The sequence below is a fragment of the Streptomyces xiamenensis genome, assembly GCF_000993785.3.
Taxonomy (GTDB): domain Bacteria; phylum Actinomycetota; class Actinomycetes; order Streptomycetales; family Streptomycetaceae; genus Streptomyces; species Streptomyces xiamenensis.
On record NZ_CP009922.3, the window covers coordinates 3772102 to 3797668 of the forward strand.

The following is a 25567-nucleotide window of genomic DNA, read 5'->3' on the forward strand; positions in this document are numbered from 1 at the left end:
TCGATGGGCCGATCATCGCCGGGCGGGCCCGATCCGCCCCGCATAGCCTGGGGCGCATGGAGGCTTCCGGGGTGCGGGCCGTCGCGGCGCTGGTCGCCGGGATGGCCCAGGCGACGCGGCTGCCCGAGGTCGCGCGGGCGGCGGCCGAGGGCGCCAGGCTGGCGCTGGACGGGTCGTTCGCCGCGCTGTCCGTGTGGGAGCGCGAGCGCGGCCGGCTGCGGGTGCTGGTCAACACCGGGCGGCTGGTGGCCGGCGAGGAGGAGTACCCGGCCGACGAGTCCTACGCCGTCCACGACTTCCCGGAGATCGCGCTGTCCTCGCCGCGCGAACCGCGGGCCTGGGTGGAGCGGGCGGACGGCCCCCGGCGCGGGTCCGCGCTGCGCCGCCAGGGACGGGGCTGCTGCGTGGCCGCGCCCCTCGTGCTGGCCGACCGGGCGTGGGGCGAGCTGTACGTGGCGCGGGACATGGGCGCCCCCGTCTTCTCGCCCTCGGACGCCGAGTTCGCGGCGGTCCTCGCATCCGTCACGGCCACCGGCCTGGCCCAGTACGAGCGTCTGGAGCGGGTGCGGCGGCTGGCGTTCACCGATCCGCTGACCGGTCTCGGCAACCGCCGCGCGGTGGACGAGCGGCTGGCGCGGGCGGTGGCCGCGCACCGGGCGACGGGAGAGCCGCTGGTGCTGGTGGTGTGCGACGTCAACGGTCTCAAGCAGGTGAACGACACCTACGGGCACGCCGCCGGGGACCGGCTGCTGGAACGGTTCGGCCGGCTGCTGTCGCTGTGCGCCGCGGCCTTCCCCGGGGCGCTGGCGGCCCGGCTCGGCGGCGATGAGTTCGCGCTCGTCGTCACCGGGCATCCGGACGCCGAGGTGGAGCGCGCGGTGGCCGGGATGTGCCGCGGTGCCGCGGATCTCGCGCTGGGGGAGGGGGTGGCCTGCGGGATCGCGGGCACGGGCGAGGGCATCGGGCCGCCCCCGACCGCGCGCCGGCTGTTCCGGCTGGCGGACGCCGCCCAGTACCGGGCCAAGGCCGCGCACGCGCCGGGCCCCGTGGTGGCGGGCCGGGGCGAGGAGGGCCGGGCGGCGCTGCGGATGGCCGACGCCCCGCCGCCGGCCGCGCCCGGGGAACCGGAACGCCGCAGCTTCCGGGGCCGGGAGTGACGGCGGGGCGGCCGTCGCCGTCCGTCCCCGTATCGGGGTCCGTGTCCGCACATCCGCTGTGCCACCCCGTTCGTGACGATTATCGATTCACTTCGTAGGCTCTGTGAATATGGCTATGCATCCCATCGTGGTCGACCCCTCGGGCACCACCCCCGCCGACGTCCTCGCCGTCGCCCGGCACGACGCCCGCGTCGAACTGTCCACCGCCACCCGTACCGCGATGGCCGCCGCCCGCGCCGCCGTGGAGGACCTCGCGGCCCGCCCCGAGCCGGTCTACGGCGTCTCCACCGGCTTCGGCGCCCTCGCCGTACGCCACATCAGCCCCGAGCTGCGCGCCCGCCTCCAGCGCAACATCGTCCGCTCGCACGCCGCCGGCATGGGCCCGCGGGTGGAGCGCGAGGTCGTCCGGGCGCTGATGTTCCTGCGGCTGAAGACCCTGGCCTCCGGCCACACCGGGGTGCGGCCCGAGGTCGCCGAGACCATGGCCGCGGTGCTGAACGTCGGCATCACCCCCCTCGTCCACGAGTACGGTTCGCTCGGCTGCTCCGGCGATCTGGCGCCCCTGTCGCACTGCGCGCTCACCCTCATCGGGGAGGGCGAGGCCGAAGGGCCAGACGGCCGGGTCCGCCCCGCCGCCGACCTCCTCGCCGAGCACGGCATCACCCCGCTCGCCCTGCGCGAGAAGGAAGGGCTCGCGCTGCTGAACGGCACCGACGGCATGCTCGGCATGCTGCTGATGGCCTGCGCCGACCTCGCCGCGCTGTTCACCGCAGCCGACATCACCGCGGCCCTCACCCTGGAAGCGCTGCTGGGCACCGACCGGGTGCTCGCCCCCGAACTGCACGCGATCCGCCCGCACCCCGGCCAGGCCGTCAGCGCCGCCAACATGGCGCGCGTGCTGGCCGGCTCGGGACTGACCGGACACCACCAGGACGACGCCCCGCGTGTGCAGGACGCGTACTCCGTGCGCTGCGCCCCGCAGGTCAACGGCGCGGGCCGGGACACCCTCGCGCACGCCCGGCAGGTCGCCGAGCGCGAACTGGCCGCCGCTGTCGACAATCCGGTGGTCGTACCGGCGGCCGGTGGCCGTCCGGCCCGCGTCGAGTCCAACGGCAACTTCCACGGCGCCCCGCTCGGCTACGTGCTGGACTTCCTCGCCATCGCCGTCGCCGATCTCGCCTCCATCACCGAACGCCGCACCGACCGGCTGCTGGACAAGAACCGCTCCCACGGCCTGCCGCCCTTCCTGGCCGGCGACGCCGGGGTGGACTCCGGGCTGATGATCGCCCAGTACACGCAGGCGGCCCTGGTCAGCGAACTGAAGCGGCTCGCCGTCCCCTCCTCGGTGGACTCGATCCCGTCCTCCGCGATGCAGGAGGACCACGTCTCCATGGGCTGGTCGGCGGCGCGCAAGCTGCGCACGGCGGTGGCCGGGCTCACCCGCGTGATCGCGGTGGAGCTGTGCGCGGCCACCCGCGCCCTGGAACTGCGCGAAGGGCTGGCCGCGCAGGGGCTGCGCCCCGGGCCCGCCGCCCGCGCCGTCGTCGACGCGGTACGGGCGGCCGGAGTGGGCGGGGCCGGGGAGGACCGCTACCTGGCGCCCGACCTGGCGGCGGCCGAGGCGTTCGTGCGGGACGGCGCCCTGGTGAGCGCCGCCGAGACGGTGGCCGGACCGCTGGGCTGACCGGCGCCGTCCGTCAGTGCTCCTCGGCGGGCACCTGGTGCTCGCTGACGGCGTCATTGCCCACCGCGTCCTCGCCGGCGGCGTCGTTCCCGGCGTGCGCGGTGGGCATCAGCCAGACCAGGCCCAGCACGGCGGCTGCGACGATGCCGGTGAGCAGGGGCGGGGTGTTGGGGGTAGCACGGTGCTCGGCCACGGGGGGCTCCTGGGGGGCGGGGCGGGGAGAGCGGGGTGGGGGGTGACGCGGTGGCTGGGGTGGTGCCAAGGCGATGTTAGGGGCCCATGCGGGTCGCGGGGAAGGGCTGTCCGAGGGGCCGGTTACTCTCCGTGTCATGAGTAGCAGCGAGGAAATGCGCCCGGTCACGGCCGAGGCGGCACAGCACGTACGCGTCCGGGTGGAAATGGTGCTGGAGCTGACGGACGCGGACGAGGTGATCCGGGCCGCCTGGGCGCGGATTCACGAGGACGACCTGATGCCCGACGAGGAGCGGCGGCAGGCGGCGGACGCGGTGGCGCAGGACCCGGCCGAGGCGATCGCGTACCTCCTGGACCCCGTCGATCTGGTGACCGAGGTGCCGGGGATCGAGCTGGCGCAGGCTTCGTGGAGCAGTGAGCTGGCGGAGTACGATCCGGAGGAGACGTGGGACAGTGACGACGAATAGGACAAAGTTTCCCTAAAAGGGGGAACGCTTCGAACGCCGCCCACGTTGTCACGCAGGACGCCGGGACGAAACGTCCCATGCGCGTCCGAATACCCGCAACGCAACGCCGCCAGGGCGAGTGCCACAAGGGTGCCCCGGCGGGGATGGAGTGGCTGACGATGAAGGACGGCATGCGGCGCAGGGGCGCCGCCGGTGTGGCGGTGCTGCTGTCCGGAATGCTCACGCTGGGGGCCTGCAGCCTCAGCGGTGGCAGTGGGGACAGCGACGCCAAGGGCGCCGATCCGACGGCCTCGCAGAGCGCCTCCGACGCGGCGCAGGCCGCCGACACCTCCGCGGCACAGATCTCCATCACCCCGGGTGACATGGCGGACAACGTCGCCATCACGGACGGTGTATCCGTCAGTGTGACGGACGGCACGCTCGACACCGTCACCATGAAGGCCACCGACAGCGGCACCGAGGTGGCCGGCACCATATCCGCCGACGGCACCGGCTGGACCCCGGACGGGCAGCTCTCGCGGGCCACCCGCTACGAGCTGGCCGTCCGGGCCAGCGACAGCGAGGGCCGCCAGGCCCACCAGAACGCCACCTTCACCACGATCTCCCCGGACAACAGCTTCATCGGGAACTTCACCCCCGAGGACGGCTCCACGGTGGGCGTCGGCATGCCCGTCTCGCTGAACTTCGACAAGGAGATCACCAACAAGGCGGCCGTCGAGCGGGCCGTGGAGATCAACACCAGCAGCGGCCAGGACGTGGTCGGCCACTGGTTCGGCGACAAGCGCCTGGACTTCCGCCCCCAGAACTACTGGGAGGCCGGCACGCACGTCACCGTGACCCTGGACTTCAACGGCCTGGAGGCCGCCCCGGGCATCACCGGCGTCCAGGACCGCACGTTCAGCTTCGACGTCGGCCGCTCGCAGATCAGCACGGTGGACGCCGCGACCCACCAGATGACGGTCGTGCGCGACGGCAGGACCCTCAAGACGGTGCCGATCTCCTCGGGCAGCGACGAGAACCCCACCTACAACGGCGCGATGGTGATCTCCGAGAAGTACGACGAGACCCGCATGAACGGCGCCACCGTCGGCTTCACCGACAGCGACGGCAAGGGTGAGTACGACATCCCCGACGTGCCGCACGCCATGCGCCTGTCGAACTCCGGCACCTTCATCCACGGCAACTACTGGAGCTCCACCGACATCTTCGGCACCACCAACACCAGCCACGGCTGCGTCGGCCTCGCGGACGCCCAGGGCGCCGACGACCCCGGCACCGACGGCGCCTGGTTCTACGAGCAGTCCCTGCTGGGCGACGTGGTCGTCGTGGTCAACTCCCCCGACCAGACCATCCAGCCCGACAACGGCCTCAACGGCTGGAACATGGACTGGAACCAGTGGGTGGCCGGATCCGCCCTCTAAGGGCCTGCGGCGGGGCGGATTTCGCGCCGGGCGGACACCCGCGGGGGTGTCCGCCCTCCGTCCGCCTCCTACGCTGAGGAGATGACCAGCGACCCGTATCAACCGGCCCGCGAGCCCCTGCTGCGGCATCTGATCGGTGATGTGCTGCGCCGGGAGCGGCAGGCACAGGAACGCACCCTCAAGGACGTGGCCGACGCCGCCCGGATCTCCATGCCGTACCTCTCCGAGCTGGAACGCGGCCGCAAGGAAGCCTCCTCCGAGGTGCTCGCGGCCGCCGCGGGCGCGCTCGGCCTCACTCTCGCCGACCTCCTCGCCCTGGCCCACCGCGAACTCGCCGGGCCACCACGGATCGCCTCGGTCACCTCACTGACGAGCCGCCGGAACATCCACGCCCACCGCAACGGCGAGGCGCTGCTCCTGGCCGCCTGACGGCACGCATCCTCAGGTGCTCAGCGACATCGGCGGCACCGCCCGCCGGCTGAGCACCTGATCGGCCAGCCCGTACGCCACGGCCTCGCCCGCCGTGAACACCCGGTCACGGTCCATGTCCGCCCGCAGGGCCGCCACGTCGTGCCCGGTGTGGCGGGCCAGCACCTCCTCCACCTGGGAGCGGACCCGCAGCATCTCCTTGGCCTCCAGGCTCAGATCGGAGATCATCCCCTGCCGCCCGCCGCTGGCCGGCTGCCCCAGCAGTACCCGCGCGTGCTCCAGCACCACCCGCCGCCCCGGCTCCCCGCCGGCCAGCAGCACGGCCGCCGTGGACGCGGCCTGCCCCACGCAGAACGTGGAGACCGGCGCGGTCACGAAGCTCATGGTGTCGTAAATGGCCATCAGCGAAGTGAACGAGCCGCCGGGCGAGTTGATGTACAGCGAGATCTCCTGCTCCGGGGCCTCCGCCTCCAGATGGAACAGCTGCGCGATGACGACGTTGGCGACGCCGTCGTCGATCTCGGTACCCAGGAAGATGACCCGCTCGGACAGCAGCCGGCTGTAGACGTCGTACGCCCGCTCCCCGTTCGGAGTGCGCTCGACGACGGTCGGAATCGTGTACTGGCCCATCTCAGAACCCCGCCCTTCGCGACGCGGCGGCCGGCCGTACCTCGGCGAGCGAGGACACCACCCGGTCCACCATCCCGTACTCCCTGGCCTGTTCGGCGGTGAACCAGCGGTCGCGGTCCCCGTCCCGGTGGATCGTCTCCTCGCTCTGCCCGGTGTGCTCGGCGATGATCCGCTCCATCGTCCGCTTGGTGTGCTCCAGGTGCTCCGCCTGGATCGCGATGTCGGCGGTGGTCCCGCCGATCCCGGCGGACGGCTGGTGCATCATGATCCGCGCGTTCGGCAGCGCGAACCGCTTCCCGGCCGCCCCGACACTCAGCAGCACCTGCCCCATGCTGGCCGCGAACCCCACGGCGAGGGTGGCCACATCGTTCGGGATCAGCCGCATGGTGTCGTAGATCGCCAGCCCGGCGTGCACGGAACCACCGGGGGATTGGATGTACAGCAGGATGTCGTCCCGCGGATTCTCCGCCGACAGCACGAGCAACTGCGCGCACACCCGGTTCGCGGACCCCTCGTCGACCTCGGTGCCCAGCATGACGATCCGCTGCTCCAGCAACTGCGCGGCCAGCCGGTCGTCGAACGCCGACGGTGCGCGCTCCCCCTCCCGGGCGCGTGGTGGGGCGAGTGAGGTGGTGGGAACCATCGGGCCTCCTGCGGTGGGGCGCGGCGCCGTTCGCCACGCTCGCCTCCCACCATCGGGCGCCGGGCCCCGCACCGGGAGCCCGATCTGCCGGCGGCGAATTAGCCAACGGCAGATCGGCGTCCGTGGCGGCCGGTACGCGTCGGCCGGCTCAGCCGGCCCTCCGCCACCCCGATCGGGCGATCGGGCAGCACAGGCCCGTGTCGACGAACCGGTGGGCTGTGGTGACCTGTGGCGAAAACAAGTTCGGCTGTCACGCTTGGTCTTCTAGCCTGTGCGGGGTGATCGACTATGACGATTCCGGCAGCCCTGTGGTCCGTGTCGGTGACCCCGGACCTCGGCCCGTACTCATGACGTTCTCGGAGCCGATACGGCCGTTCCCGAAGGAACCGGCGGTGGACTTCCTCGTCACAGCGTGCGGACCCGGGGTGAGCGTGGAGACGTCGGTGGGGACGTGGGGCGGCGATGGCCTCGACGACTTTTTCTCCTCGCTGGCCGAAGACTTCCGAGGGTGGGAGGGGGCGCGCACGTGGCGCTGCCTGGATCATGCCCTCAGCATCTCCGCCGAGCACCACTCGGGCGGCCATGTCCACCTGACGTGGAGCATCTGCGACCGGCCCTGGGACGAGGGGTGGCAGTTCGAGGCCACCACCGTGCACGCCGCCGGCGAGGAGATGCGGACCCTCGCCGCCGAGATCCACACCTTCCTCACAAGCGTCGCCCCATAACCGGGCACACCCCCACCGACCCGCCGTACCTGCCGGCTCGCCAGGAGCACACTCGGACAGCCACTGACCGGCCGCCGGGAGCGGACGCCCGTGTCGCCTGTCGCCCCGCCGAGGTCCGGACAGAACAGTCCCCCGGAGGCTCCGTGCCCGCCGGGGGATGTCGTGGCCGCCCGTCCGCCGGGGCGGCCGGTACGCGTCGGACGGCTCAGCCGGCCTTCGCCACCCCGATCGGGCAGGACAGGCCCGTGCCGCCCAGGCCGCAGTAGCCGGCCGGGTTCTTGTCCAGGTACTGCTGGTGGTACTCCTCCGCCACGTAGAACGGGCGGTCGGCCGCCGGGAGGATCTCGGTGGTGATCGCGCCGTAGCCCGAGGACTCCAGGACCTGCTGGTACGCGGCCCGTGACTCCTCGGCCGTGTCCCGCTGCGCCTGTGAGTGGGTGTGGATCGCCGAGCGGTACTGGGTGCCCACGTCATTGCCCTGGCGGAAGCCCTGGGTCGGGTCGTGCGACTCCCAGAAGACCTTCAGCAGCTCCGCGTACGAGACCCGCGACGGGTCGAAGACGACCCGCACCGTCTCGGTGTGCCCGGTCAGCCCGCTGCACACCTCCTCGTACGTCGGGTTCGGGGTGATCCCGCCCTGGTAGCCGACCAGCGTCGTCCAGACTCCCTCGGTCTGCCAGAAGCGCCGCTCGGCGCCCCAGAAGCAGCCCAGCGCGAAGTCCGCCACCTCCAGGTGCTCCGGGTACGGCGGGGCCAGCGGGGTCTCCAGGACGGTGTGCCGTCCCGGGTTGGGCCAGATCGGCTCGGAACGGCCCCGGAGCGCGTCCTCGGGGCCCGGGAGACGGGTCTTGAAACTGTTCAGCGTCATCTTTCTCTTCTCTCCTACTGACGGGTGATCGCCAGCGCGCGGTACGCCGCGTACTCCTGTGCCGGGTGCTGCCCGTCCACCCAGGGGATCGCCCCCACATAACCGTCGACGGCCCGCACCTGTTCCGCCGCCTCCGCGTACCTCTCGGCCCGCACCAGGAAACACAGCAGCAGATGCCGCACGTGCGCCTCCACCGGGTGCCCCGGGCGCACGTTGTTCACCGCGAACTGCGCGGCCTCGATCGCGTCCTTGATCACCGCGCCCTGGTACATGCCGGCCGACAGCTGCACCTCGGGCAGGTGCTCGTACACCGCGAACAGCGGCAGCGCCGGCAGCAGGCTGCCCGCCGGGGCCGCGCCCGCCGCCGACCGGGCGAAGCCCTCGGCGTCCTGGCGCGAGCCGTGCCACTTCTCCGCCCAGTACGGCAGGGCGGCCAGGTGTGCCCCCATGTGCTGCGGGTCACGCTGGGTGACGTTCGCCCACAGGGATTCGAAGTCCGCGCGCCGGTAGCTCAGCCCACGGGCGATGAACAGCTCCGTGATGTACGGGATCGGGTCCGAGGGCGCCAGCCGCGCCGCCTCGCCCGCGACCGTCCGGGCCTCCTCCAGCACGATCCGGTGATCGGCGGAGCCGGTGTCGGACATCGCCTGCCACACCAGGAACTGCGCGTACACCTGCGCGCCGCCCACATCGGCGGGCTCCTCCTGCCGCCAGCGGCGCAGCCAGCCGGCGTCGTGCCGGGGCGCCTCCTTCGACAGCGAGAGGCGGCCGTCGCCGGGCGCCGGGGCGTCCTCCATGGGCTGCCCGGAGGCCCGCCAGTGCGCCAGTTCCATGGCCGCCGCGCCCGCCAGGGACTGCACGCGCTGCCAGCGCAGCTCGCTGTCGTCCGTGAGGGCGAGCAGCTGCCCCGCCGGACGCCAGTTCTGGGTGCGGCGTACTTCCTCCAGCGTCGTCACCAGCTCCGGGTCGGGCCCGGGCAGTCGCAGATCGAGCTGATCGACGGGGACCAGGCCCGTGTCGTGGTACGGCTCCTCGCCCGCTCCGCCGTCGCGCCACCGGCCGCCGGGACCGGGTCCGGGCCCCGGACCTGCGCCGCCGGCCGTCTGCTGGGCGGCGCGTTCCAGCTCCTGGCGCTCCTTGCGGCGGCGCAGGGCGGGCATCACGACCACGCCGAAGATGGCGGTGACGGCGATGAGGAAAAGAAGGGCTTCCATGGCGGCGCGGCTCCCCCGGAAAGGATTTCTACGGTGCGGACAGCCTATGACCCCCGCTGTCGCGGGCTCTCTCCACCGTACGGCCCATTACGGTGTACGCATGAATGAGCACGTCAGCACGCGGCATTTCGAGACGCTGGCCATCCACGCGGGGCAGGAGCCGGACGCCGCCACCGGCGCGGTGGTGCCCCCCATCCATCAGGTGTCCACCTTCAAGCAGGACGGGGTGGGCGGCCTGCGCGGCGGCTACGAGTACAGCCGCTCGGCGAACCCGACCCGTACCGCTCTTGAGGAGAACCTCGCGGCGCTGGAGGGCGGCCGGCGCGGCCTCGCCTTCGCCTCCGGTCTTGCCGCCGAGGACTGCCTGCTGCGGACGCTGCTCAGGCCGGGCGACCACCTGGTCATCCCGGACGACGCGTACGGCGGCACCTTCCGGCTGATCGCCAAGGTCGTCGAGAAGTGGGGCGTGGAGTGGTCGGTGGCCAACACCTCCGACCCCGCCTCCGTACGGGAGGCGCTGCGCCCGCAGACCAAGGTGATCTGGGTGGAGACCCCCTCCAACCCGCTGCTGGGCATCACCGACATCGCCCTGATCGCGGACATCGCGCGCGGCGCCGGCGCGCGCCTGGTGGTGGACAACACCTTCGCCAGCCCTTACCTCCAGCAGCCGCTGGCGCTGGGCGCCGACGTGGTCGTGCACTCCACCACCAAGTACATGGGCGGCCACTCGGACGTCGTCGGCGGTGCGCTGGTGACGGCCGACGAGGAACTGGGCGACGAGCTGGCGTTCCATCAGAACGCGATGGGCGCGATCGCCGGGCCGTTCGACTCCTGGCTGGTGCTGCGCGGCATCAAGACGCTGGCGGTGCGGATGGACCGGCACAGCGCGAACGCCCAGCGGATCGTGGAGGCGCTGTCCGCGCACCCGAAGGTCACCCAGGTGTACTACCCGGGTCTGGCCTCGCACCCGGGGCACGAGACGGCGGCCAAGCAGATGCGGGACTTCGGCGGGATGGTGTCCTTCCGGGTCGCGGGCGGCGAGGAGGAGGCGGTGGCGGTGTGCGACCGCACCAAGGTGTTCACCCTCGGTGAGTCGCTGGGCGGCGTGGAGTCGCTGATCGAGCACCCGGGGCGGATGACGCATGCCTCGGTGGCCGGCTCCGCGCTGGAGGTGCCCGCCGATCTGGTGCGTCTCTCGGTGGGGATCGAGGCGGTCGACGACCTGCTGGAGGATCTGCGGCAGGCGCTCGGGTAGGGCCGGCCGCAGGTGGCGGGCCCGCCGGTTCAGGCGGGGCCGCCACCGCTCTGCCACTGCCCCATCGCGCGGTTGAAGCGGTGCAGCAGGGTGTGGAACTGCTCGCGTTCCCCCTCGGTCCACTCCTGCGTCAGCAGCGCCATCAGTTCGCGCCGTGAGGAACGGACCTCCTCCAGGCGGCTGCTGCCGCGCGGGGTGAGCTGGAGCACCACGGCGCGCCCGTCGTCGGGGTCGGCGGTGCGGCGCACCAGGGCGGCGTCCACCAGCGGCGCGGCCTGCCGGGTGACGGTGGAGGAGTCGATGCCCATGCCGTGGGCGAGGGCCTTCACTCCGGTGGGCCCTTCCTGATCGAGCCTGCTGAGCAGCAGATAGGCGGCCCGGTCCATGGAGTTGCGGGCGGGGCCGAGGGCGCCGAGGCGGGTCTGTTCGGCGCGGCGGGCGAAGACGGCCACCTCGTGCTGGAGCCCGTCGTACAGGTCGGTGGATTCAGGCGTCATATCTCGTGTGAGGTCGGTGCCGGGAGCGGCGAACGGCGTACGGGATGCGTCCCTGGGGGCGTACGGGGGGGATGGCTCGCGCCACAGCGTACGCGGCCGGGCGCCGGTGCGGAGCCCGGTGGCCGAGACCCGTCGCCGAACGGGGTACGACACCGGCCGTGCCGGGCCGCCAAACGCCTGCCAGACTGGCTCTATGGCCACAAATCCCCCCGCAGGCGCGCCGAATCTGGATGACATACGCGCCGCGCAGAAGGTGTTGTCCGGTGTTTCGCGGGTGACCGCCATGGAGGGGAGCCGGTATCTGACCCAGCTGGTCGGCGCCCCCGTTCACTTCAAGTGCGAGAACCTCCAGCGCACCGGCTCGTTCAAGGTGCGCGGTGCCTATGTGCGCATCGCGGCGCTCTCCGAAGAGGAGCGGGCACGCGGGGTGGTGGCGGCGAGCGCGGGCAACCACGCGCAGGGGGTGGCGCTGGCGGCGGCGCTGCTGGGGGTGCGGTCCACGGTGTTCATGCCGGCGGGCGCGCCGTTGCCGAAGGTGGCGGCGACCCGGGAGTACGGGGCGCGGGTGCGGACCGCGGGGCAGGTGGTGGACGAGACGCTGGCGGCGGCGCGGGAGTACGCGGACGCCACGGGCGCGGTGTTCATCCACCCCTTCGACCATCCTGCGGTGGTGGCCGGGCAGGGCACCATCGGGCTGGAGATTCTGGAGCAGTGCCCGGAGGTGCGCACGGTGGTGGTGGGCATCGGGGGCGGCGGACTGGCGGCGGGGGTGGCGCTGGCGGTGAAGTCGGTGCGGCCCGAGGTGAAGGTGGTGGGGGTGCAGGCGGCGGGGGCCGCGGCCTATCCGCCCTCGCTGGCGGCCGGGCGTCCGGTGGCGCTGGAGTCGGTGTCGACGATGGCGGACGGGATGAAGGTGGGGCGCCCCGGGGACGTGCCGTTCCGGATCATCGCGGAGCTGGTGGACGAGGTGCGCACGGTGTCGGAGGACGCGCTCTCCAGTGCGCTGCTGCTGTGCCTGGAGCGGGCGAAGCTGGTGGTGGAGCCGGCCGGGGCGAGCCCGGTGGCGGCGCTGCTGTCGGACCCGGAGGCGTTCGAGGGGCCGGTGGTGGCGGTGCTGTCGGGCGGGAACGTCGATCCGCTGGTGCTGCAGCGGACACTGCAGCACGGGATGGCGGCGGCGGGACGCTATCTGTCGCTGCGGGTACGGCTGCCGGACCGGCCGGGCGTGCTGGCGGCGCTGCTGGGGGAGTTGTCGTCGGCGGACGCCAATGTGCTGGCGGTCAACCACGTCAGGACCGATCCGCGGCTCGGGGTGAGCGAGGCCGAGGTGGAGCTGCACCTGGAGACGCAGGGGCCCCGGCACTGTGCGGCGGTGGCGGCGGGGCTGCGGGAGGCCGGGTACCGGATTCTCGACTGAGGGGCCCACCGCGCCCACCGTCGCGATCTGTCGCGAGTCTTCGCGGCGATGGTGTTATCCCAGGTGAGAGTGGATCGATCGGGAGTTTTCCACAGGCTGTCGCGTAAGGCTTGCGATATATCGCGACAGCCGTAAAACTGGCGGAGTCGCTCCACCGGGGCGACGCTGAACGTCGGCCACCGATCACGGGGAGACCACATGCCGGGCGCGATCTATGCCGAAGGGCTGGTGAAGACCTTCGGCGACGTCAGAGCACTGGACGGCGTCGACTTCGACGTACCCGAAGGCACCGTTCTGGGGCTGCTGGGGCCCAACGGCGCGGGCAAGACCACCGCCGTACGGGTGCTCACCACGCTGCTGCGGGCGGACAGCGGACGGGCCGAGGTGGCCGGGCTCGATGTCGCGACACAGCCCAACGAGGTACGCCGCGCGATCGGGCTCTCGGGACAGTTCGCCGCCGTGGACGACTATCTGACCGGCCGGGAGAACCTCCAGATGGTCGGACAGCTGTACCAACTGTCCGCGCGCGACGCGAAGGCCAGGGCCGGGCAGCTGCTGGAGCGGTTCAACCTCGCCGACGCGGGCGAGCGCACCGCCCGTACGTACTCCGGCGGCATGCGGCGCCGGCTCGACCTGGCCGCCTCTCTGGTGGTCAGCCCGCCGGTGATGTTCATGGACGAGCCCACCACCGGTCTCGACCCGCACAACCGGCAGGCGCTGTGGGAGCTCATCAAGGAGCTGGTGGCGGGCGGCACCACGCTGCTGCTGACCACCCAGTACCTGGAGGAGGCGGACCACCTCGCCGACACCATCGCCGTGGTCGACCACGGCCAGGTCATCGCGCGCGGCACCTCCGACGAGCTGAAGACCCGCAGCGGCGGCGACGTCATCGAGCTGGTGGTGCACGACCGCGCACGCATCCCGGAGGCCCAGGACATCCTGCGCCGGCTCGGCGAGGGCGAGCCGGGCCTGGTGGCGCACACCCGCCGGCTGACCGTCCCCGCCAGCGGCGGCGCGAAGCTGCTGGCGGAGGTCATCCGCGAACTCGACGGACGGGACATCGAGATCGACGACATCGGGCTGCGCCGCCCCACGCTCGACGATGTCTTCATCTCCCTCACCGGGCACAGCGCCGAGTTCGAGCTGAACGGGAACGAGGGCGGCCGGGCCAAGGGCGCGGGCCCCACGGGCGACGGCACCGATCCGGGTGGGGGCGGCGACCCGGGCCGCGCGGGGAGGGTGAACGCGCGCCCGGCCACCGGGGCCGCGGCACGGACGACCACCGGGAAGAGGGTGCCGCATGACCACCGACACACTGCGCACCCCGCCGCCCGCCGCCCCGCCCGGAGGCCGCATCACCCTGCGGCAGAACCTGCGCGACTCCCTGGTCGTCGCCAAACGCAACCTGCTGCGCATGCTGCGCATCCCGGAGACCGTCGTCTTCGGGCTCATCCAGCCCATCATGTTCGTCGTGCTGTTCGCCTACGTGTTCGGCGGTTCCATCAGCATCCCCGGCGCCGGGCTCAGCGCCTCCGCCTACCGCGAGTTCCTCATGGGCGGCATCTTCGCCCAGACCGTCACCTTCGCCACCGCCGGCGCCGCCGCCGGCATCGCCGAGGACATGCAGAAAGGCATCATCGACCGCTTCCGCTCCCTGCCCATGGCCCGCGGCGCCGTCCTCACCGGACGCACCTTCGCCGACCTGGCCCAGACCGCCGTCATCCTGGTCGTGCTCGCCATCGTCGCGTTCCTGGTCGGCTGGCGCATCCACCACGGGCCGCTCAGCGCCCTGGGGGCCTTCGGACTGCTGCTCCTGCTCGGCTACGCCTTCACCTGGATCGGCGCCCTCATCGGGCTCTCCGTACGCACCCCGGAGGCGGCCACCTCCGGCGGACTGGTGTGGCTGTTCCCGCTCACCTTCATCTCCGTCGCCTTCGTCCCCTCCGAGAACATGCCCGGCTGGCTCCAGCCCGTCGCCGAGTGGAACCCCTTCAGCGCCACCGTGCTGGCCGTGCGCGATCTGTTCGGCAACCTGCCGCCCGGCTACCAGGCCCCCGACGTGTGGCCCATGCAGCATCCGGCCCTCGCGTCGATCCTCTGGTCCGTCCTCATCATCGTGATCTTTCGCACGCTTGCGGTGCGCAAGTACCAGCGCGCCACGGGCTGACGCCACCCAGCGGCACGAACTCCCGTCCAAGCCCCCTTGGCCCACAGGGAAGTTGCGTATTCAATTCATCACGCAGAACGGCACGGTTCGGCCAATAACAGCGTGAGGCGGCGGGCGCGGGGAAGGCGTCCGGGTGTCTGGAGGCAGACACCACGGGAGGGGGACACATGGCGACACAACTGGCACTGACCCAGGAGCACCGGGCGGAGATCGACCGGCTCCTGGTGCGGGCCGCGGAAGAAGAGGTGCGGCGCTCCGACGGCCGCGTCGACGGGAGGCAACTGCTCCAACGCGCCCGCAGCACCATCGACGAGATCCACCGGCCGGCCCTGGAGGAGTACGCCGTCTACCGGCGCGCCGAGGACGAGTTCTCCCCGGGCCGGCTGTCCGACCGCTTCCGCCCCCAGGCCCTGGGTGGTGCCATCGCCGCGACCGTCGCCGCCTCGGTCGCCGTCCTCATCCTCGTCGGCGGCAGTGACCTGGCCACCTCCGTGGCCTTCTTCGACGCCGTCGTCACCATCGCCGCCGGGCTCCTCGGCTACGCCCTGTACGCCGTCTTCGCCCACCAGTGGGCCATCCAGCGGCACGCGGGCGACCGGCACCAGCCCGGCGGCGTCGAGGCGCTGCGCCTGGAATGGCTCACCGCCGTCGAGGTACGCGGCATCCGCCCCTACCTCGACCAGCAGCGCGCCCTGACCCCGCACCGCGAGAGCGCCGTCCCCGAACAGCGCGACCCGCGCCGCGCCCCCCAGCAGCAGCGCCGGCCCGACCGCAGCGCCGCCGCCCGCACCCGCTCCGTCCTCACCAAATCCTTCGGCCGGCTGCCCGAACCGGGACACCCCTTCATCGGGCGCCGCCGCCATCTCACCCAGATCACCCAGTGGGTCAACCGCGACCGGGCCCGCACCGACACCCGGCCCACCGTCGTCGTCCTGCACGGACCCTCCGGCTCCGGGCGCACCATGCTCGCCCGCTGGGCCGCCCACGAACTGCGCGAACTCTTCCGCGGCGCCTGCCTGGTCGACCTGCGCGGCCAAAGCGTCGACCCGCTGCCCACCCGCGACGCCATCCTGCACCTCATGAACCGCCTCGGCGCCCCCCGCGACCAGCTGCTCTTCCGCGAGGGCGCCGGCCGCGAGGCCGACGCCGGACAGCTGCGCCGCCTCGCCGAGCGCTACCACCAGCACCTCGCCGGGCTCCCCGTCGTGATCATCCTCGACGACGCCACCGACGCCGAACAGGTGCGCACCCTCATCCCCGAACGCTCCGACTCCCTCGTCCTGGTCACCGCCGCCGAGCCCCTCGACCTCGACCCGGAGCTGCCCGCCTCCGTGCACCAGCTCCCGCTGGAGGCCCTGGACCCCACCAGCGCCGAGGAACTCCTGCGCGCCAATGTCGGCCTGGGGTCCCCCCTGCTCGAAGAGCAGGCGGACGGCCCGGCCCCCGGCGCCGGACCCGGGAACGCGTCCGAGTGGCTGCGCCTGGCCGACCTGTGCGACGGCCGCCCCCTGCTGCTCCAGCTGGTCGCCTCCGCCCTCACCCACCGCACCCCCGCCCAGCTCATCGAGGCCCTGGAGGCCGCCACCCCGGAAGGGCCGGGCGAGGACCCCGCCGAGCGCGTCCTGCGCACCCGCTACACCGACCTCAGCGAGCCGGCCCGCCGCCTGCTGCGCCGCCTCGCGCTGGCCGGCCGTGCCAGCCTCGGCGCCCGCGCCGCCGCCGCCCTGCTCGACGTAGGCCAGTCCGAGGGCGCCCAGCGCCTGGAGGAACTCAACCAGGCCGGGTTCCTCCACAACGTGCGCGGCAGCCGCTACCGCCTCCACGACCTGGTGCGCCGCTTCGCCCGCGTCCGCCTCTTCGACGAGGAGAGCCACGAGGAGCGCTCGGCCGCCCAGGAACGGCTCATCCGCAGCTACGCCGAACTCGCCGACACCGTGATCCGGCTGGTCGACGGCAAGACCTCCACCCGCGCCGACCTGCTGCCCGCCGCCGCCGGCGGCCACGGCTTCAGCTCCCTGGACTCCGCCCTGCGCTGGCTGGACGACGAGACCAGCTTCATCACCGCCACCCTGCGCTACGCCGACGAACGCGTGGACCGGCAGGCCGTCCAGCACCTGCTGGGCGCGCTGTGCGACTACTGCCTGCTGCGCGGCGACCTCTACCGGCTCGGCGAGCTGAACGAACTCACCCAGGCCGTCAACCAGGGCCTGCTCACCCGCTCCGTGCAGTGGCGCACCGGCGTCGCGGCCCGGCAGCTCGGCGAGCTCGACAAGGCCCGCTCCACCCTGTCCTCGGTGGTCACCCTCTACCAGGAGGCCCAGAACAACGCGGGCACCGCCCGCGCGCTGCGCGATCTGGGCATCACCCTCCAGCACCAGGGCCAGCTGCCCGAGGCGCAGAGCAAGCTGCGCGAGGCACTCGACCTCCAGCAGGCGCGCGAACTGGCCGGTGACCGGGGCTGGACCCTCCACGCGCTGGCCGCCGTCGAACGCGAACGCGGCCGGCTCGGCTCCGCCCGCGGCATGCTGGCCGAGGCCCTGCGCCTGCACCAGGGCAGCGGCTCGGTGCACGGCGAGGCGTGGACCAGGTTCCAGCTCGGCCAGACCCTGCTGTGGGCCGGCCGCATCCCCGACGCCGAGCAGGAACTGCGGACCGCGCTCGACCTGTACGAACGCTCCCAGGACGTCCGCGGCGTCGCCTTCGCCACCACCGAGCTCGGGCTGGCCCGGCTCCACGACGGCGACACGACCTCCGCCCAGGAGCAGCTGCGGGCCGCGCTCGCCCAGCACCGCGAGACCGAGGACGCCCGCGGCGAGGCCTGGAGCCTGTACTACCTGGGGCAGGCGCAGGAGGAGGGTGGTGACCCGGAGAGCGCGCTGCGCTCGCTGGAACAGGCGCGCACCATGTTCAGCCGGATGCGGGACATCTACGGGCTGGCCTGGGCCCGGCACCACTCGGCCCGGGTGACCCGCGACATCAGGGCCCAGAGCACCGGCTCGCTGCGCAACTCGGGCTTCGCCCGCCAGCTGCTCACCGACGCCCGGCGCGACTTCCAGCGGGCCGGGGTGACGCACGGCGAGGCGTGGTCGGCGCTGGAACTGGCCGTGATCGACGCGGGCAACGAGCGGGCCGGGCAGGCACTGGAGCTGGCCGACGAGGCGCTGCGGCTGTTCACCGAGGGCTACGGCGACGGGGAGCCGGACCGGCGCGGCGCGGACTGGGCGCAGTTCCTGCGCTGCACGCTGCTGCCGCTCGCCTCACCGGGCGGCTCCGAGATCGGCGAGGCGGTGGCGCAGCAGGAGCTGAGCGAGCTGCTGGAGGCGGAGCATCCGCTGCGCGATCCGCGGCTGACGGACGCGGCCTCCTCGTACGTCCTGATGCTGGAACGCGGTCACGGCCCCGAGTCGGGCTGGACCGCGTGGCGGATGGGCATGGTGCCGCGCCGCGGCGCCCGGGACGTCCTGGGCGTGCCGGCCTGACCGTACGGCCCACCGGCAGGGCGGGGTGCGCGGCCTACGGGCGGCTCCCGGCCCGGCCGACGGCCGCCGTGGTCGCGGCGGCAGCCCGAGGCCCGCCGCCGACCGACCGCCGGGAGCCGGAACGAGGACCGGGAAGGACCCCGGGGAACGCCGGGGTCAGGCCCGCGAGGAGGCGGGATCCCGGTCGGCGGCGGCCGGGCCGGAGCCCTTCGGCTCCTCCCCGGCACCGCCGCCACCGTTCCCGTCGCCGTCCGGGCCGTCCGTCCCCTCGCCCCGCTGGGCGCGTTCCTGCTCCTTGAAGTCGATCCTGCCCAGCTGCCGGCTCATCGACTTCAGCAGCACCCAGACAGCCAGCCCCAGCACCGCGAACACGATGAAGCCCAGCACGCCGGGCGTCACCGTGTACTCGGTGAGTTTCTTTTCGGCCTGCTCGGCCAGGGGAAGCAGCTCACTCATACCGGTCATTGTCGCGGATGCCCGCGAACAGGTCCGACTCGGGGATGGAGGTCTGCACGCGCGACTGGGCCAGCTCGTAGTCCTCCGTCGGCCACACCTCCTGCTGCACGTCCATCGGCACCCGGAACCAGCCGCCCTCCGGGTCGATCTGCGTGGCGTGCGCGATCAGCGCCTTGTCCCGCACCGGGAAGAACTCCGCGCAGGGCACGAACGTCGTCAGCGTGCGCCCCACCCGCTCCATCTCGTCCCAGCGCTCCAGCCACTCCCCGTACGGCGACTCCAGCCCGCGCGCCAGCAGCGCCTCGTGCAGCGCGACCGTGCGCGGCCGGTTGAAGCCCTGGTTGTAGTACAGCTTCAGCGGCGTCCACGGCTCACCCGCGTCCGGGTAGCGCTCCGGGTCGCCCGCCGCCTCGTACGCCACCATCGAGATCTTGTGCGTCATGATGTGGTCCGGGTGCGGGTAACCGCCGTTCTCGTCGTACGTGGTGATCACGTGCGGCTTGAACGAGCGGATCAGCGCCACCAGCGGCTCGGCCGCCGCCTCGACATCCTGGAGCCCGAAGCACCCCTCGGGCAGCGGCGGCAGCGGATCGCCCTCCGGCAGCCCGGAGTCCACGAACCCCAGCCACTCCTGCCGCACCCCGAGAATCTCCCGGGCCTCGGCCATCTCCTTCGCCCGTACCTCGTGAATGTTCTCCTCGATGTACGCGTCACCCTGGAGCTTCGGGTTGAGGATGGAACCCCGCTCGCCGCCGGTGCAGGTGACGACGAGGACGTCCACCCCCTCGGAGACGTACTTCGCCATCGTCGCGGCGCCCTTGCTCGACTCGTCGTCGGGGTGGGCGTGCACGGCCATGAGCCGCAGCTGCTTGGTCAAGGCTCGATCCTCGTGTCTTGGTCCTGGAGTCGCCTTCTATAGTGACTGATGGACCGGCTCGGGATATTCCCGTCCGTCCCGCCCAAGACACCCCGCCGATCCCACGCCCACCGCCGGAGGACGCACCATGGCTACCGTTCGTGACGGCGTGCCCGAGGGGCGCTACGGCCGGACCGGCACCGACGCCGACGCTCGCACCGACCGGCGGCTGAAGATCACCGGCCTCGTGCTCGGCGTGCTGCTGCTCGCCTTCGTCGGCTGGGCGGGCGTCTCCTACATCTCCGGGCAGAAGGTCACCGCAGAGGTGACCGGATTCACGGTCACCTCCGACACCGAGGTCTCGGTGAATATCGCCGTGCGCAAGCCCGCCTCCGTCACCGGCGTCTGCACCGTGCGCTCGCAGGCCGCCGACGGTCTCGAAGTCGGCCGGGCCGAGTTCCGTTTCGAGGAGAACAGCGACTCGGTGCACCGTTCCGTGGTGCTGAGGACCACCGAACTCGCCACCTCGGCCGAGCTGATGGGCTGCGCCGAGGGCTGACCGGTCCTGACCCCCGTCCCCGCCGGGGTCGGCTCGTGTGGGTTTGCCCACGTCCGGACGGGGTAAATCCTTTCGCAAATCGATCGGCGTTGTTAGGGTCGACGTTTCGATCGCTGATTCGCCCACCCAGGAGCGCTGCCTTCCGGGCGGGCGATGTTTTTGTATCGACCCTCCGTTGTATCCATCATCACCCGTACCCGAGGAGCACCTGTGACCCAGACCAGCGACACTGTCACCTGGCTGACCCAGGAGGCGTATGACCAGCTGAAGACGGAGCTGGAGTATCTGTCGGGTCCCGCGCGCATCGAGATCGCCAGGAAGATCGAGGCCGCCCGGGAAGAGGGCGACCTCAAGGAGAACGCCGGTTATCACGCGGCGAAGGAAGAGCAGGGCAAGCAGGAGGCGCGGGTGCGCCAGCTGACCCAGCTGCTGGAAAGCGCGCAGGTCGGACAGGCTCCGGCGGACACCGGCGTGGTCGCCCCCGGCATGGTCGTCACGATCGCCTTCGACGGCGACGAGGACGACACCATGACGTTTCTGCTCGCCTCCCGCGAATTCGCCACCTCGGACATCGAGACGTATTCGCCGAAGTCACCGCTGGGCAGTGGCGTCAATGGCAAGAAGGTGGGACAGGACGCGCAGTACGAGCTGCCGAACGGTTCCGTCGCCACCGTGCGGGTCCTGGAGGCCAAGCCCTATCAGGCGTGAGTCCCGCCCGCCCCGCTGAAACCCGCAGAACACCGTGGAATGCCTCCGCGCCCGCCGCGCGGGGGCATATCTGCGTCCGGGAAACGTACCGGCGCGGCTGCGCGTTGCGGTGCCGCCGGGGCGGTTTTTCGCCCCGGCCCTTAACACCGCCGCCCGTGTGCCGGTGCGTTTTCCGGAATACCGCGGGGGCGGCGGCACATCCGCGCCGGCCGAGAGCACCGGGCCGTGGTGTCCGGTGGGACACCACGGCCCGGGAGGTGCCGCCCGACAGGGTGGGTCAGGCGTCGCGGCGCTTGAGCAGATAGGCGGCGAGGGCGAGCAGGGCGGCCGTCCACAGGCACAACACCCCGAAGCCCTGCCAGGGCGAGAGCAGATCGTCCGGACCCTGCACCGCCTGCCCGATCAGCGGGCCGGCCTCGGTGGGGAGGTAGGCGTTGAGGTACTCGCCGAGCTTCCCGGGCAGCAGCTGGGCCATCGGCGCCACCACGAAGACGAACGCGATCACCCCGGTGATCCCGGCCGCCGGGTGCCGGAAGATCGCCCCGATGGCGAGCGCGAACAGTCCGAGTACGGCCAGATACAGTCCGCTGCCCACCACGGCCCGGAACACGCCGGGGTCACCGAGAGAGACCGGGGCCTTCTCCTCCAGCATGGCGGCGCCTATGAAGAACGAGGCGAACGCGGCGACCACACTCACCGCCAGCACCAGCAGCGAGAACACCGTCGCCTTGGCGGCCAGCATCGGCACCCGGCGGGGCACGGCCAGCAGGCTGGCCCGGATCATGCCGGTGGAGTACTCGGAGGCGATCACCAGCACGCCCAGCACACAGATGGCGAGCTGGCCCACCAGGAACCCGCTGGCCAGGATGACCCCGGCGGGGTCCGCCACGATCAGCGCGAGGTCCGCCTCGCTGGTGTTGTCCCACTCGCTCACGGCCAGGGCGACGAGCCCGGCCGTGAAGCCGGGGAAGAGGATGAGCAGCAGCGCGAGAGACCAGATCGTCGACCGTACCGAGCGGATCTTGGTCCACTCCGACTGCATCAGCCGGCCGAAGCCGGCCTGCCGGGTCTCCGGATCGGCGACGGTCACGGCGGTGACGGTGCTCATGCGGTACCTCCCCGCTTCCCGTTGGTGGCACCGGTGCCGCCGGTCGCCCCGTACTCCACGCTGTCGCGCGTCAGTTCCATGAACGCCTCCTCCAGCGAGCCGCGCCGCGGCACGACCTCGTGGAGCACATGTCCGCCGGCCGCCGCGATCTCGCCGATCCGGCCGGTCTCCAGGTTCTCGACGGTCAGTTCACCGGCGCCGCTCTGCGTCACCGTGCCGCCGGCCCGCGCGATGTCCTCCTTGAGCGCCTCGGCGTCGGGGCTGCGCACCAGCACCGACAGGGCCCCGCTGCGTTCGATGAACTCGTCCATCGAGCAGTCCGCCACCAGCCGGCCCCGGCCGATGACGATGAGGTGTTCGGCGGTCACCGCCATCTCGTTCATCAGATGGCTGGAGACCAGGACGGTCCTGCCCTCGGCCGCGAGGTCCTTCATCAGGGTGCGGATCCACAGGATGCCCTCCGGGTCGAGCCCGTTGACCGGCTCGTCCAGGATGAGCACCGACGGGTCGCCCAGCAGCGCGGCGGCGATGCCCAGCCGCTGCCCCATGCCCAGGGAGAAGCCCCCGGCGCGCTTGCGCGCGACCTCCTTCAGACCGACCAGTTCCAGCACCTCGTCCACCCGCTTGGTGCCCAGGCCCTGGGTCTGGGCCAGGCACAGCAGATGGTTGTAGGCGCTGCGGCCGGTGTGCACGGCCTTGGCCTCCAGCAGGGCCCCGGCCACCCGCAGCGGCTGCGGCAGGTCCTGGTAGTGCCGGCCGCCGATGGTGGCGTCACCGCTGTCGGGGCGGTCCAGCCCCAGCAGCAGCCGCATGGTGGTCGACTTCCCGGCGCCGTTGGGGCCCAGGAAGCCGGTCACCTTGCCCGGTTCGACCGAGAAGGAAAGATCGGCCACGGCGGTCTTCTCGCCGTAGCGCTTGGTCAGGTTCTTGGCTTCAATCATCCGTCTCATCCCGGCTAGTGCCACTAGAGGTCGAGGGGAGAAGTGCGTGGCAGCACATCGCGCACGCTGAACCCGGACTTCGCCGCCCAGGGGCATCACGCTACGGGCGAAGTACCGTGCCGGGCTTCTCCGTTCCTGACCGGCTGCCGCGCTTCCGGCGGGTGTGCGGGGCGGGTCCACCGGCGCTCGACCGCAGCTGTGGGCGGCCCCGGCACGCTGCCAGAGCACCGCAGCCACGAAGGAGCCACGGAATGGCGGACTCATGACCACCGATGTCGCCCCGCTCGCGGGCCCCGGCCGGCCGCCGGTCACCCGGGGCCGGGACGGCTGGCTGGACCGTGTCGAGCTGATCACCCCCGCCATGTGCGGGCCCAACGCGCTGTTCGTCGGCCAGCTCGGGGACTGGACCTGGGACGCGGTGGGCGCCTCCTGCGGCGTCGACCCGTACACCGCGGCCGACCCCGACGGCGAGCCGGTCTATCTGTCCTTCGCCTACTTCCGGGTCCGGTCCGACACCGGACTGAGCGCCGATGAACTGACCTTCGGCGACCGGCTGCGGGTCCGGTCCAAGGTGCTCTCCGGCGGCGGGGACTCGCTGCTGACGGTGCACCGGGTGACGCGTGACGGCGCGGGCGCGGCCCCCGCCACCGGGCCGTCGGACGCCGACGGGGTGGACGGGTTCTTCCGCTACGACACACCCGGCTGCATCCATGTGGAGAACTTCAACCGCTGGGTGAAGCGTTCGGGGCACGACACCAACCACGGCCTGCGCCGGGCGACTCCGGCCGGCTTCCGCGCGGACCACCTGCCACAGGTCCCCGACGCGCACACCCCGCGGCGGATCTGGGCACAGGCACGGCAGAGCGCGTCGCTGCGCACCCCGGCGGAACCGGCACCGCGGGCCCGGCTCTCCCTCACCTACCGGGTGAGCGCGAGCCGGGATCTGAACGGGGTCGGACTGCTCTACTTCGCGTCCTACTTCTCGATCGTCGACTGGGCCGTGCTGTCCCTGTGGCACCACCTCGGTCTGGAATCGGCCGACTTCCTGCGCCGCCGCGTGCTGGACCGGCAGCTGTGCTACCTCGCCAACGCCAACGCCGACGACCTGCTGGACGTCGAGGTGACCACCCACCGGGACGCCGCCGGCGCGCAGGTGGTCGATGTGACGCTGCGGCTGCGGGACGGCGGACTGCTGGCCGTGGCGCGCCAGCGCGTGGACCGCGGCCCGGACGGTACGGGCCGCGGGTGAACGCTCTCCCGGCGGCCCGGATCAGGCCGCCGGGATCCGGGCGTTGACGAAGTCCACCAGGTTTCGCGGGGTCAGGACCCGCTCCAGATCGGCCTCGGGGATCACGACGCCGTATTCCCGCCGGATCCGTGTGTGCGTCTCCAGCTGCGCCAGCGAGTCGTAGCCGAGTGCGTCGAAGGCCAGGTCCGGCGCGGCCTCGAACGACTGCCAGTCGCCCTCCCACACGTACTGGCGCATGATGCCCTCAAGTTCCCGCAGAGTGATCCGCTGCACGACTGCCTCTTCTCTCCTGGCCGGTCGGGTCACCCCGAGCCTGCGGCCCGTTGCTGGAGGGGCGCTCGAAGCCCGGCGGAAGCTCCGGCCGGGCCGCCGCCACCGGGAGGGGAGGTCAGAGCCCGGCCAGCCCCAGCCGGGCGACCGCCGCCGCGAAGTGCCCGGCCTCCGCGCCGGGTCCCGCCGACGGCGGGCCGAGCAGCGACAGCACCGCGCACCCGCCCGAGCGGACCTTCGGCAGCTGCCGGGCGAGCGTCGTCAGGCCCTGTCCCGGACCGCACTCGATCAGCAGATCGGGTCCGTCCGCGACCAGTTCGCCGAGCGCCGGCCAGAAGAGCACGGGATCCACCGGCTGCCGGGCCCAGTACGCCGGGTCCACCGCTTCGGTGTCGGTGAGGCGGGCGGCGGTGTATCCGGAGACCATGGGAATCCGGGGCGGGCGCGCGGGCAGCGCGGCCAGCATCGGGAGGGAGGCGTCGGCCAGCGGCCGGAGCACCGTGCTGTGGAACGGCGCCTTCGAGTGCACCGGCGCCCACCGGAGCCCGGCCGCGCCCAGCGCGTCCAGCACCGCGGCCAGCGGCTCCCGGGCGCCGGCGATCACCGTCTGCCGGGGCGCGTTGAGGGCCCCGATGTCAACCCCCGGGCGCAGATGCGGGGTGATCTCCGCCCGGGAGGCCGCGACGGCCGCCATGCCGCCCGCCGGGGCGCCGTTCAGCCGTCCGATCCGGTCCAGCACGATCCGTACCGCGTCGGTCAGGCCGAAGACCCCGGCCAGGGCGGCGGCGGCCAGCTCGCCGACGCTGTGGCCGAGCAGGGCGGCCGGTCGCAGCCCGAGGTCGATGAGCACCCGGCCCAGCGCGTGGTCGAGAGCGAACAGCAGCGGCTGGGAGCGGTGGAAGTGGTGGATGGACAGGGCAGGTTCGGCGGCCAGCCAGTCCGAGCGCAGCGCGTCACCGGCGGCGCCCATGGCCGCGAACACCGTGTCGACGGCTGCCGTGAACGCCGGCAGGTCCCGGTACAGGCCGGTGCCCATGCCCGGGTACTGGGCGCCCTGCCCGGGCAGCAGCAGCGCGGGCCGGGCAGCCGTACGGTGGGGCGCCGGGGGCCCCTGCCGGGCCGGCGGATGGCCGGGGCGGCCGGCTTGCGGGGTGTCACCAGCGGCCATGACGGGC

25 protein-coding genes and 1 pseudogene are annotated in these 25567 nt (G+C 72.6%); 14 read left to right on the plus strand and 12 right to left on the minus strand.

The window, feature by feature from the left end; all coding sequences use genetic code 11:
• Window positions 1-56: 56 nt before the first annotated feature.
• A complete protein-coding gene (locus SXIM_RS17530) occupies window positions 57-1157 on the plus strand; it encodes a GGDEF domain-containing protein (protein ID WP_030728582.1) in 1101 nt (366 codons plus the stop codon).
• Window positions 1158-1266: 109 nt separating this feature from the next.
• Window positions 1267-2841 (plus strand): histidine ammonia-lyase, encoded by a 1575-nt coding sequence (gene hutH / locus SXIM_RS17535; RefSeq protein WP_078846961.1) that lies wholly within the window; start codon window positions 1267-1269, stop codon window positions 2839-2841.
• A 13-nt stretch (window positions 2842-2854) separates the two neighbouring features.
• Here the strand turns inward: hutH and SXIM_RS17540 are convergent, their stop codons facing one another.
• Complete coding sequence (locus SXIM_RS17540; protein ID WP_030728578.1) at window positions 2855-3034, minus strand: hypothetical protein; 180 nt, start codon at window positions 3032-3034, stop codon at window positions 2855-2857.
• A gap of 136 nt (window positions 3035-3170) precedes the next feature.
• Between SXIM_RS17540 and SXIM_RS17545 the strand changes: the two genes are divergently transcribed.
• The 3 genes from SXIM_RS17545 (at window position 3171) to SXIM_RS17555 (ending at window position 5350) form a co-directional block, all read left to right on the plus strand.
• On the plus strand, window positions 3171-3500 hold the full coding sequence (locus SXIM_RS17545) for a hypothetical protein (protein WP_030728576.1): 330 nt from the start codon (window positions 3171-3173) through the stop codon (window positions 3498-3500).
• Window positions 3501-3643: 143 nt separating this feature from the next.
• Complete coding sequence (locus tag SXIM_RS17550; protein WP_174864325.1) at window positions 3644-4921, plus strand: L,D-transpeptidase; 1278 nt, start codon at window positions 3644-3646, stop codon at window positions 4919-4921.
• Window positions 4922-5002: 81 nt separating this feature from the next.
• The gene (locus SXIM_RS17555) at window positions 5003-5350 is read left to right on the plus strand and encodes a helix-turn-helix domain-containing protein (protein ID WP_030728570.1); all 348 of its coding nucleotides are present in this window, start codon (window positions 5003-5005) and stop codon (window positions 5348-5350) included.
• Window positions 5351-5362: 12 nt separating this feature from the next.
• On the opposite strand, the gene SXIM_RS17560 is transcribed toward SXIM_RS17555, so the two are convergent.
• Window positions 5363-5980 carry a ClpP family protease gene (locus SXIM_RS17560; RefSeq protein ID WP_030728567.1) on the minus strand — a complete coding sequence of 206 codons (618 nt, stop codon included), beginning with the start codon at window positions 5978-5980 and terminating at the stop codon, window positions 5363-5365.
• Between the two features lies 1 nt (window position 5981).
• The gene (locus SXIM_RS17565; protein ID WP_046724649.1) at window positions 5982-6623 is read right to left on the minus strand and encodes a ClpP family protease; all 642 of its coding nucleotides are present in this window, start codon (window positions 6621-6623) and stop codon (window positions 5982-5984) included.
• Window positions 6624-6970: 347 nt separating this feature from the next.
• On the opposite strand from SXIM_RS17565, the gene SXIM_RS17570 reads away from it, so the two are divergent.
• The gene (locus SXIM_RS17570; RefSeq protein ID WP_234306789.1) at window positions 6971-7348 is read left to right on the plus strand and encodes a DUF6228 family protein; all 378 of its coding nucleotides are present in this window, start codon (window positions 6971-6973) and stop codon (window positions 7346-7348) included.
• A gap of 205 nt (window positions 7349-7553) precedes the next feature.
• Here the strand turns inward: SXIM_RS17570 and msrA are convergent, their stop codons facing one another.
• Window positions 7554-8216 (minus strand): peptide-methionine (S)-S-oxide reductase MsrA, encoded by a 663-nt coding sequence (gene msrA / locus SXIM_RS17575; RefSeq protein WP_046724650.1) that lies wholly within the window; start codon window positions 8214-8216, stop codon window positions 7554-7556.
• A gap of 14 nt (window positions 8217-8230) precedes the next feature.
• Window positions 8231-9430 (minus strand): hypothetical protein, encoded by a 1200-nt coding sequence (locus SXIM_RS17580; protein ID WP_030728556.1) that lies wholly within the window; start codon window positions 9428-9430, stop codon window positions 8231-8233.
• A gap of 100 nt (window positions 9431-9530) precedes the next feature.
• On the opposite strand from SXIM_RS17580, the gene SXIM_RS17585 reads away from it, so the two are divergent.
• Complete coding sequence (locus SXIM_RS17585; protein ID WP_030728553.1) at window positions 9531-10685, plus strand: cystathionine gamma-synthase; 1155 nt, start codon at window positions 9531-9533, stop codon at window positions 10683-10685.
• A 29-nt stretch (window positions 10686-10714) separates the two neighbouring features.
• On the opposite strand, the gene SXIM_RS17590 is transcribed toward SXIM_RS17585, so the two are convergent.
• Window positions 10715-11182 (minus strand): MarR family winged helix-turn-helix transcriptional regulator, encoded by a 468-nt coding sequence (locus tag SXIM_RS17590; protein ID WP_030728549.1) that lies wholly within the window; start codon window positions 11180-11182, stop codon window positions 10715-10717.
• 193 nt (window positions 11183-11375) lie between these two features.
• Between SXIM_RS17590 and ilvA the strand changes: the two genes are divergently transcribed.
• The 4 genes and pseudogenes from ilvA (at window position 11376) to SXIM_RS17610 (ending at window position 18245) form a co-directional block, all read left to right on the plus strand.
• On the plus strand, window positions 11376-12599 hold the full coding sequence (gene ilvA / locus SXIM_RS17595; RefSeq protein ID WP_030728546.1) for a threonine ammonia-lyase: 1224 nt from the start codon (window positions 11376-11378) through the stop codon (window positions 12597-12599).
• Window positions 12600-12797: 198 nt separating this feature from the next.
• A pseudogene (locus tag SXIM_RS17600) lies at window positions 12798-13796 on the plus strand (ATP-binding cassette domain-containing protein); the annotation flags it as partial.
• A gap of 103 nt (window positions 13797-13899) precedes the next feature.
• On the plus strand, window positions 13900-14766 hold the full coding sequence (locus SXIM_RS17605; protein WP_030728540.1) for an ABC transporter permease: 867 nt from the start codon (window positions 13900-13902) through the stop codon (window positions 14764-14766).
• Window positions 14767-14933: 167 nt separating this feature from the next.
• Window positions 14934-18245 (plus strand): tetratricopeptide repeat protein, encoded by a 3312-nt coding sequence (locus SXIM_RS17610; RefSeq protein ID WP_046724652.1) that lies wholly within the window; start codon window positions 14934-14936, stop codon window positions 18243-18245.
• Between the two features lie 156 nt (window positions 18246-18401).
• On the opposite strand, the gene SXIM_RS17615 is transcribed toward SXIM_RS17610, so the two are convergent.
• Window positions 18402-18701, minus strand: coding sequence for a hypothetical protein (locus SXIM_RS17615; protein ID WP_043177049.1), 300 nt, complete (start codon window positions 18699-18701; stop codon window positions 18402-18404).
• Window positions 18694-19578 (minus strand): mycothiol conjugate amidase Mca, encoded by an 885-nt coding sequence (gene mca / locus SXIM_RS17620; protein WP_030728534.1) that lies wholly within the window; start codon window positions 19576-19578, stop codon window positions 18694-18696. The genes SXIM_RS17615 and mca overlap by 8 nt, the downstream gene beginning before the upstream one ends.
• 127 nt (window positions 19579-19705) lie before the next feature.
• Here mca and SXIM_RS17625 point away from each other — a divergent pair, with 127 nt between their 5' ends.
• Entirely contained in the window at window positions 19706-20116 is a 411-nt protein-coding gene (locus SXIM_RS17625) for a DUF4307 domain-containing protein (RefSeq protein WP_046724653.1), read from the plus strand.
• A gap of 210 nt (window positions 20117-20326) precedes the next feature.
• On the plus strand, window positions 20327-20824 hold the full coding sequence (greA, locus tag SXIM_RS17630; RefSeq protein WP_030728529.1) for a transcription elongation factor GreA: 498 nt from the start codon (window positions 20327-20329) through the stop codon (window positions 20822-20824).
• A 277-nt stretch (window positions 20825-21101) separates the two neighbouring features.
• Here the strand turns inward: greA and SXIM_RS17635 are convergent, their stop codons facing one another.
• Window positions 21102-21932, minus strand: a complete 831-nt coding sequence (locus tag SXIM_RS17635; RefSeq protein ID WP_030728526.1) for an ABC transporter permease — start codon at window positions 21930-21932, stop codon at window positions 21102-21104.
• Window positions 21929-22873, minus strand: a complete 945-nt coding sequence (locus tag SXIM_RS17640) for an ABC transporter ATP-binding protein (RefSeq protein WP_030728523.1) — start codon at window positions 22871-22873, stop codon at window positions 21929-21931. The genes SXIM_RS17635 and SXIM_RS17640 overlap by 4 nt, the downstream gene beginning before the upstream one ends.
• A 262-nt stretch (window positions 22874-23135) precedes the next feature.
• On the opposite strand from SXIM_RS17640, the gene SXIM_RS17645 reads away from it, so the two are divergent.
• The gene (locus SXIM_RS17645) at window positions 23136-24122 is read left to right on the plus strand and encodes an LnmK family bifunctional acyltransferase/decarboxylase (protein ID WP_046724654.1); all 987 of its coding nucleotides are present in this window, start codon (window positions 23136-23138) and stop codon (window positions 24120-24122) included.
• Between the two features lie 21 nt (window positions 24123-24143).
• Here SXIM_RS17645 and SXIM_RS17650 read toward each other — a convergent pair whose 3' ends face one another.
• The gene (locus SXIM_RS17650) at window positions 24144-24395 is read right to left on the minus strand and encodes an acyl carrier protein (protein ID WP_234306788.1); all 252 of its coding nucleotides are present in this window, start codon (window positions 24393-24395) and stop codon (window positions 24144-24146) included.
• Between the two features lie 115 nt (window positions 24396-24510).
• Entirely contained in the window at window positions 24511-25560 is a 1050-nt protein-coding gene (locus SXIM_RS17655) for an acyltransferase domain-containing protein (RefSeq protein WP_078635235.1), read from the minus strand.
• Between the last annotated feature and the right edge of the window lie 7 nt (window positions 25561-25567).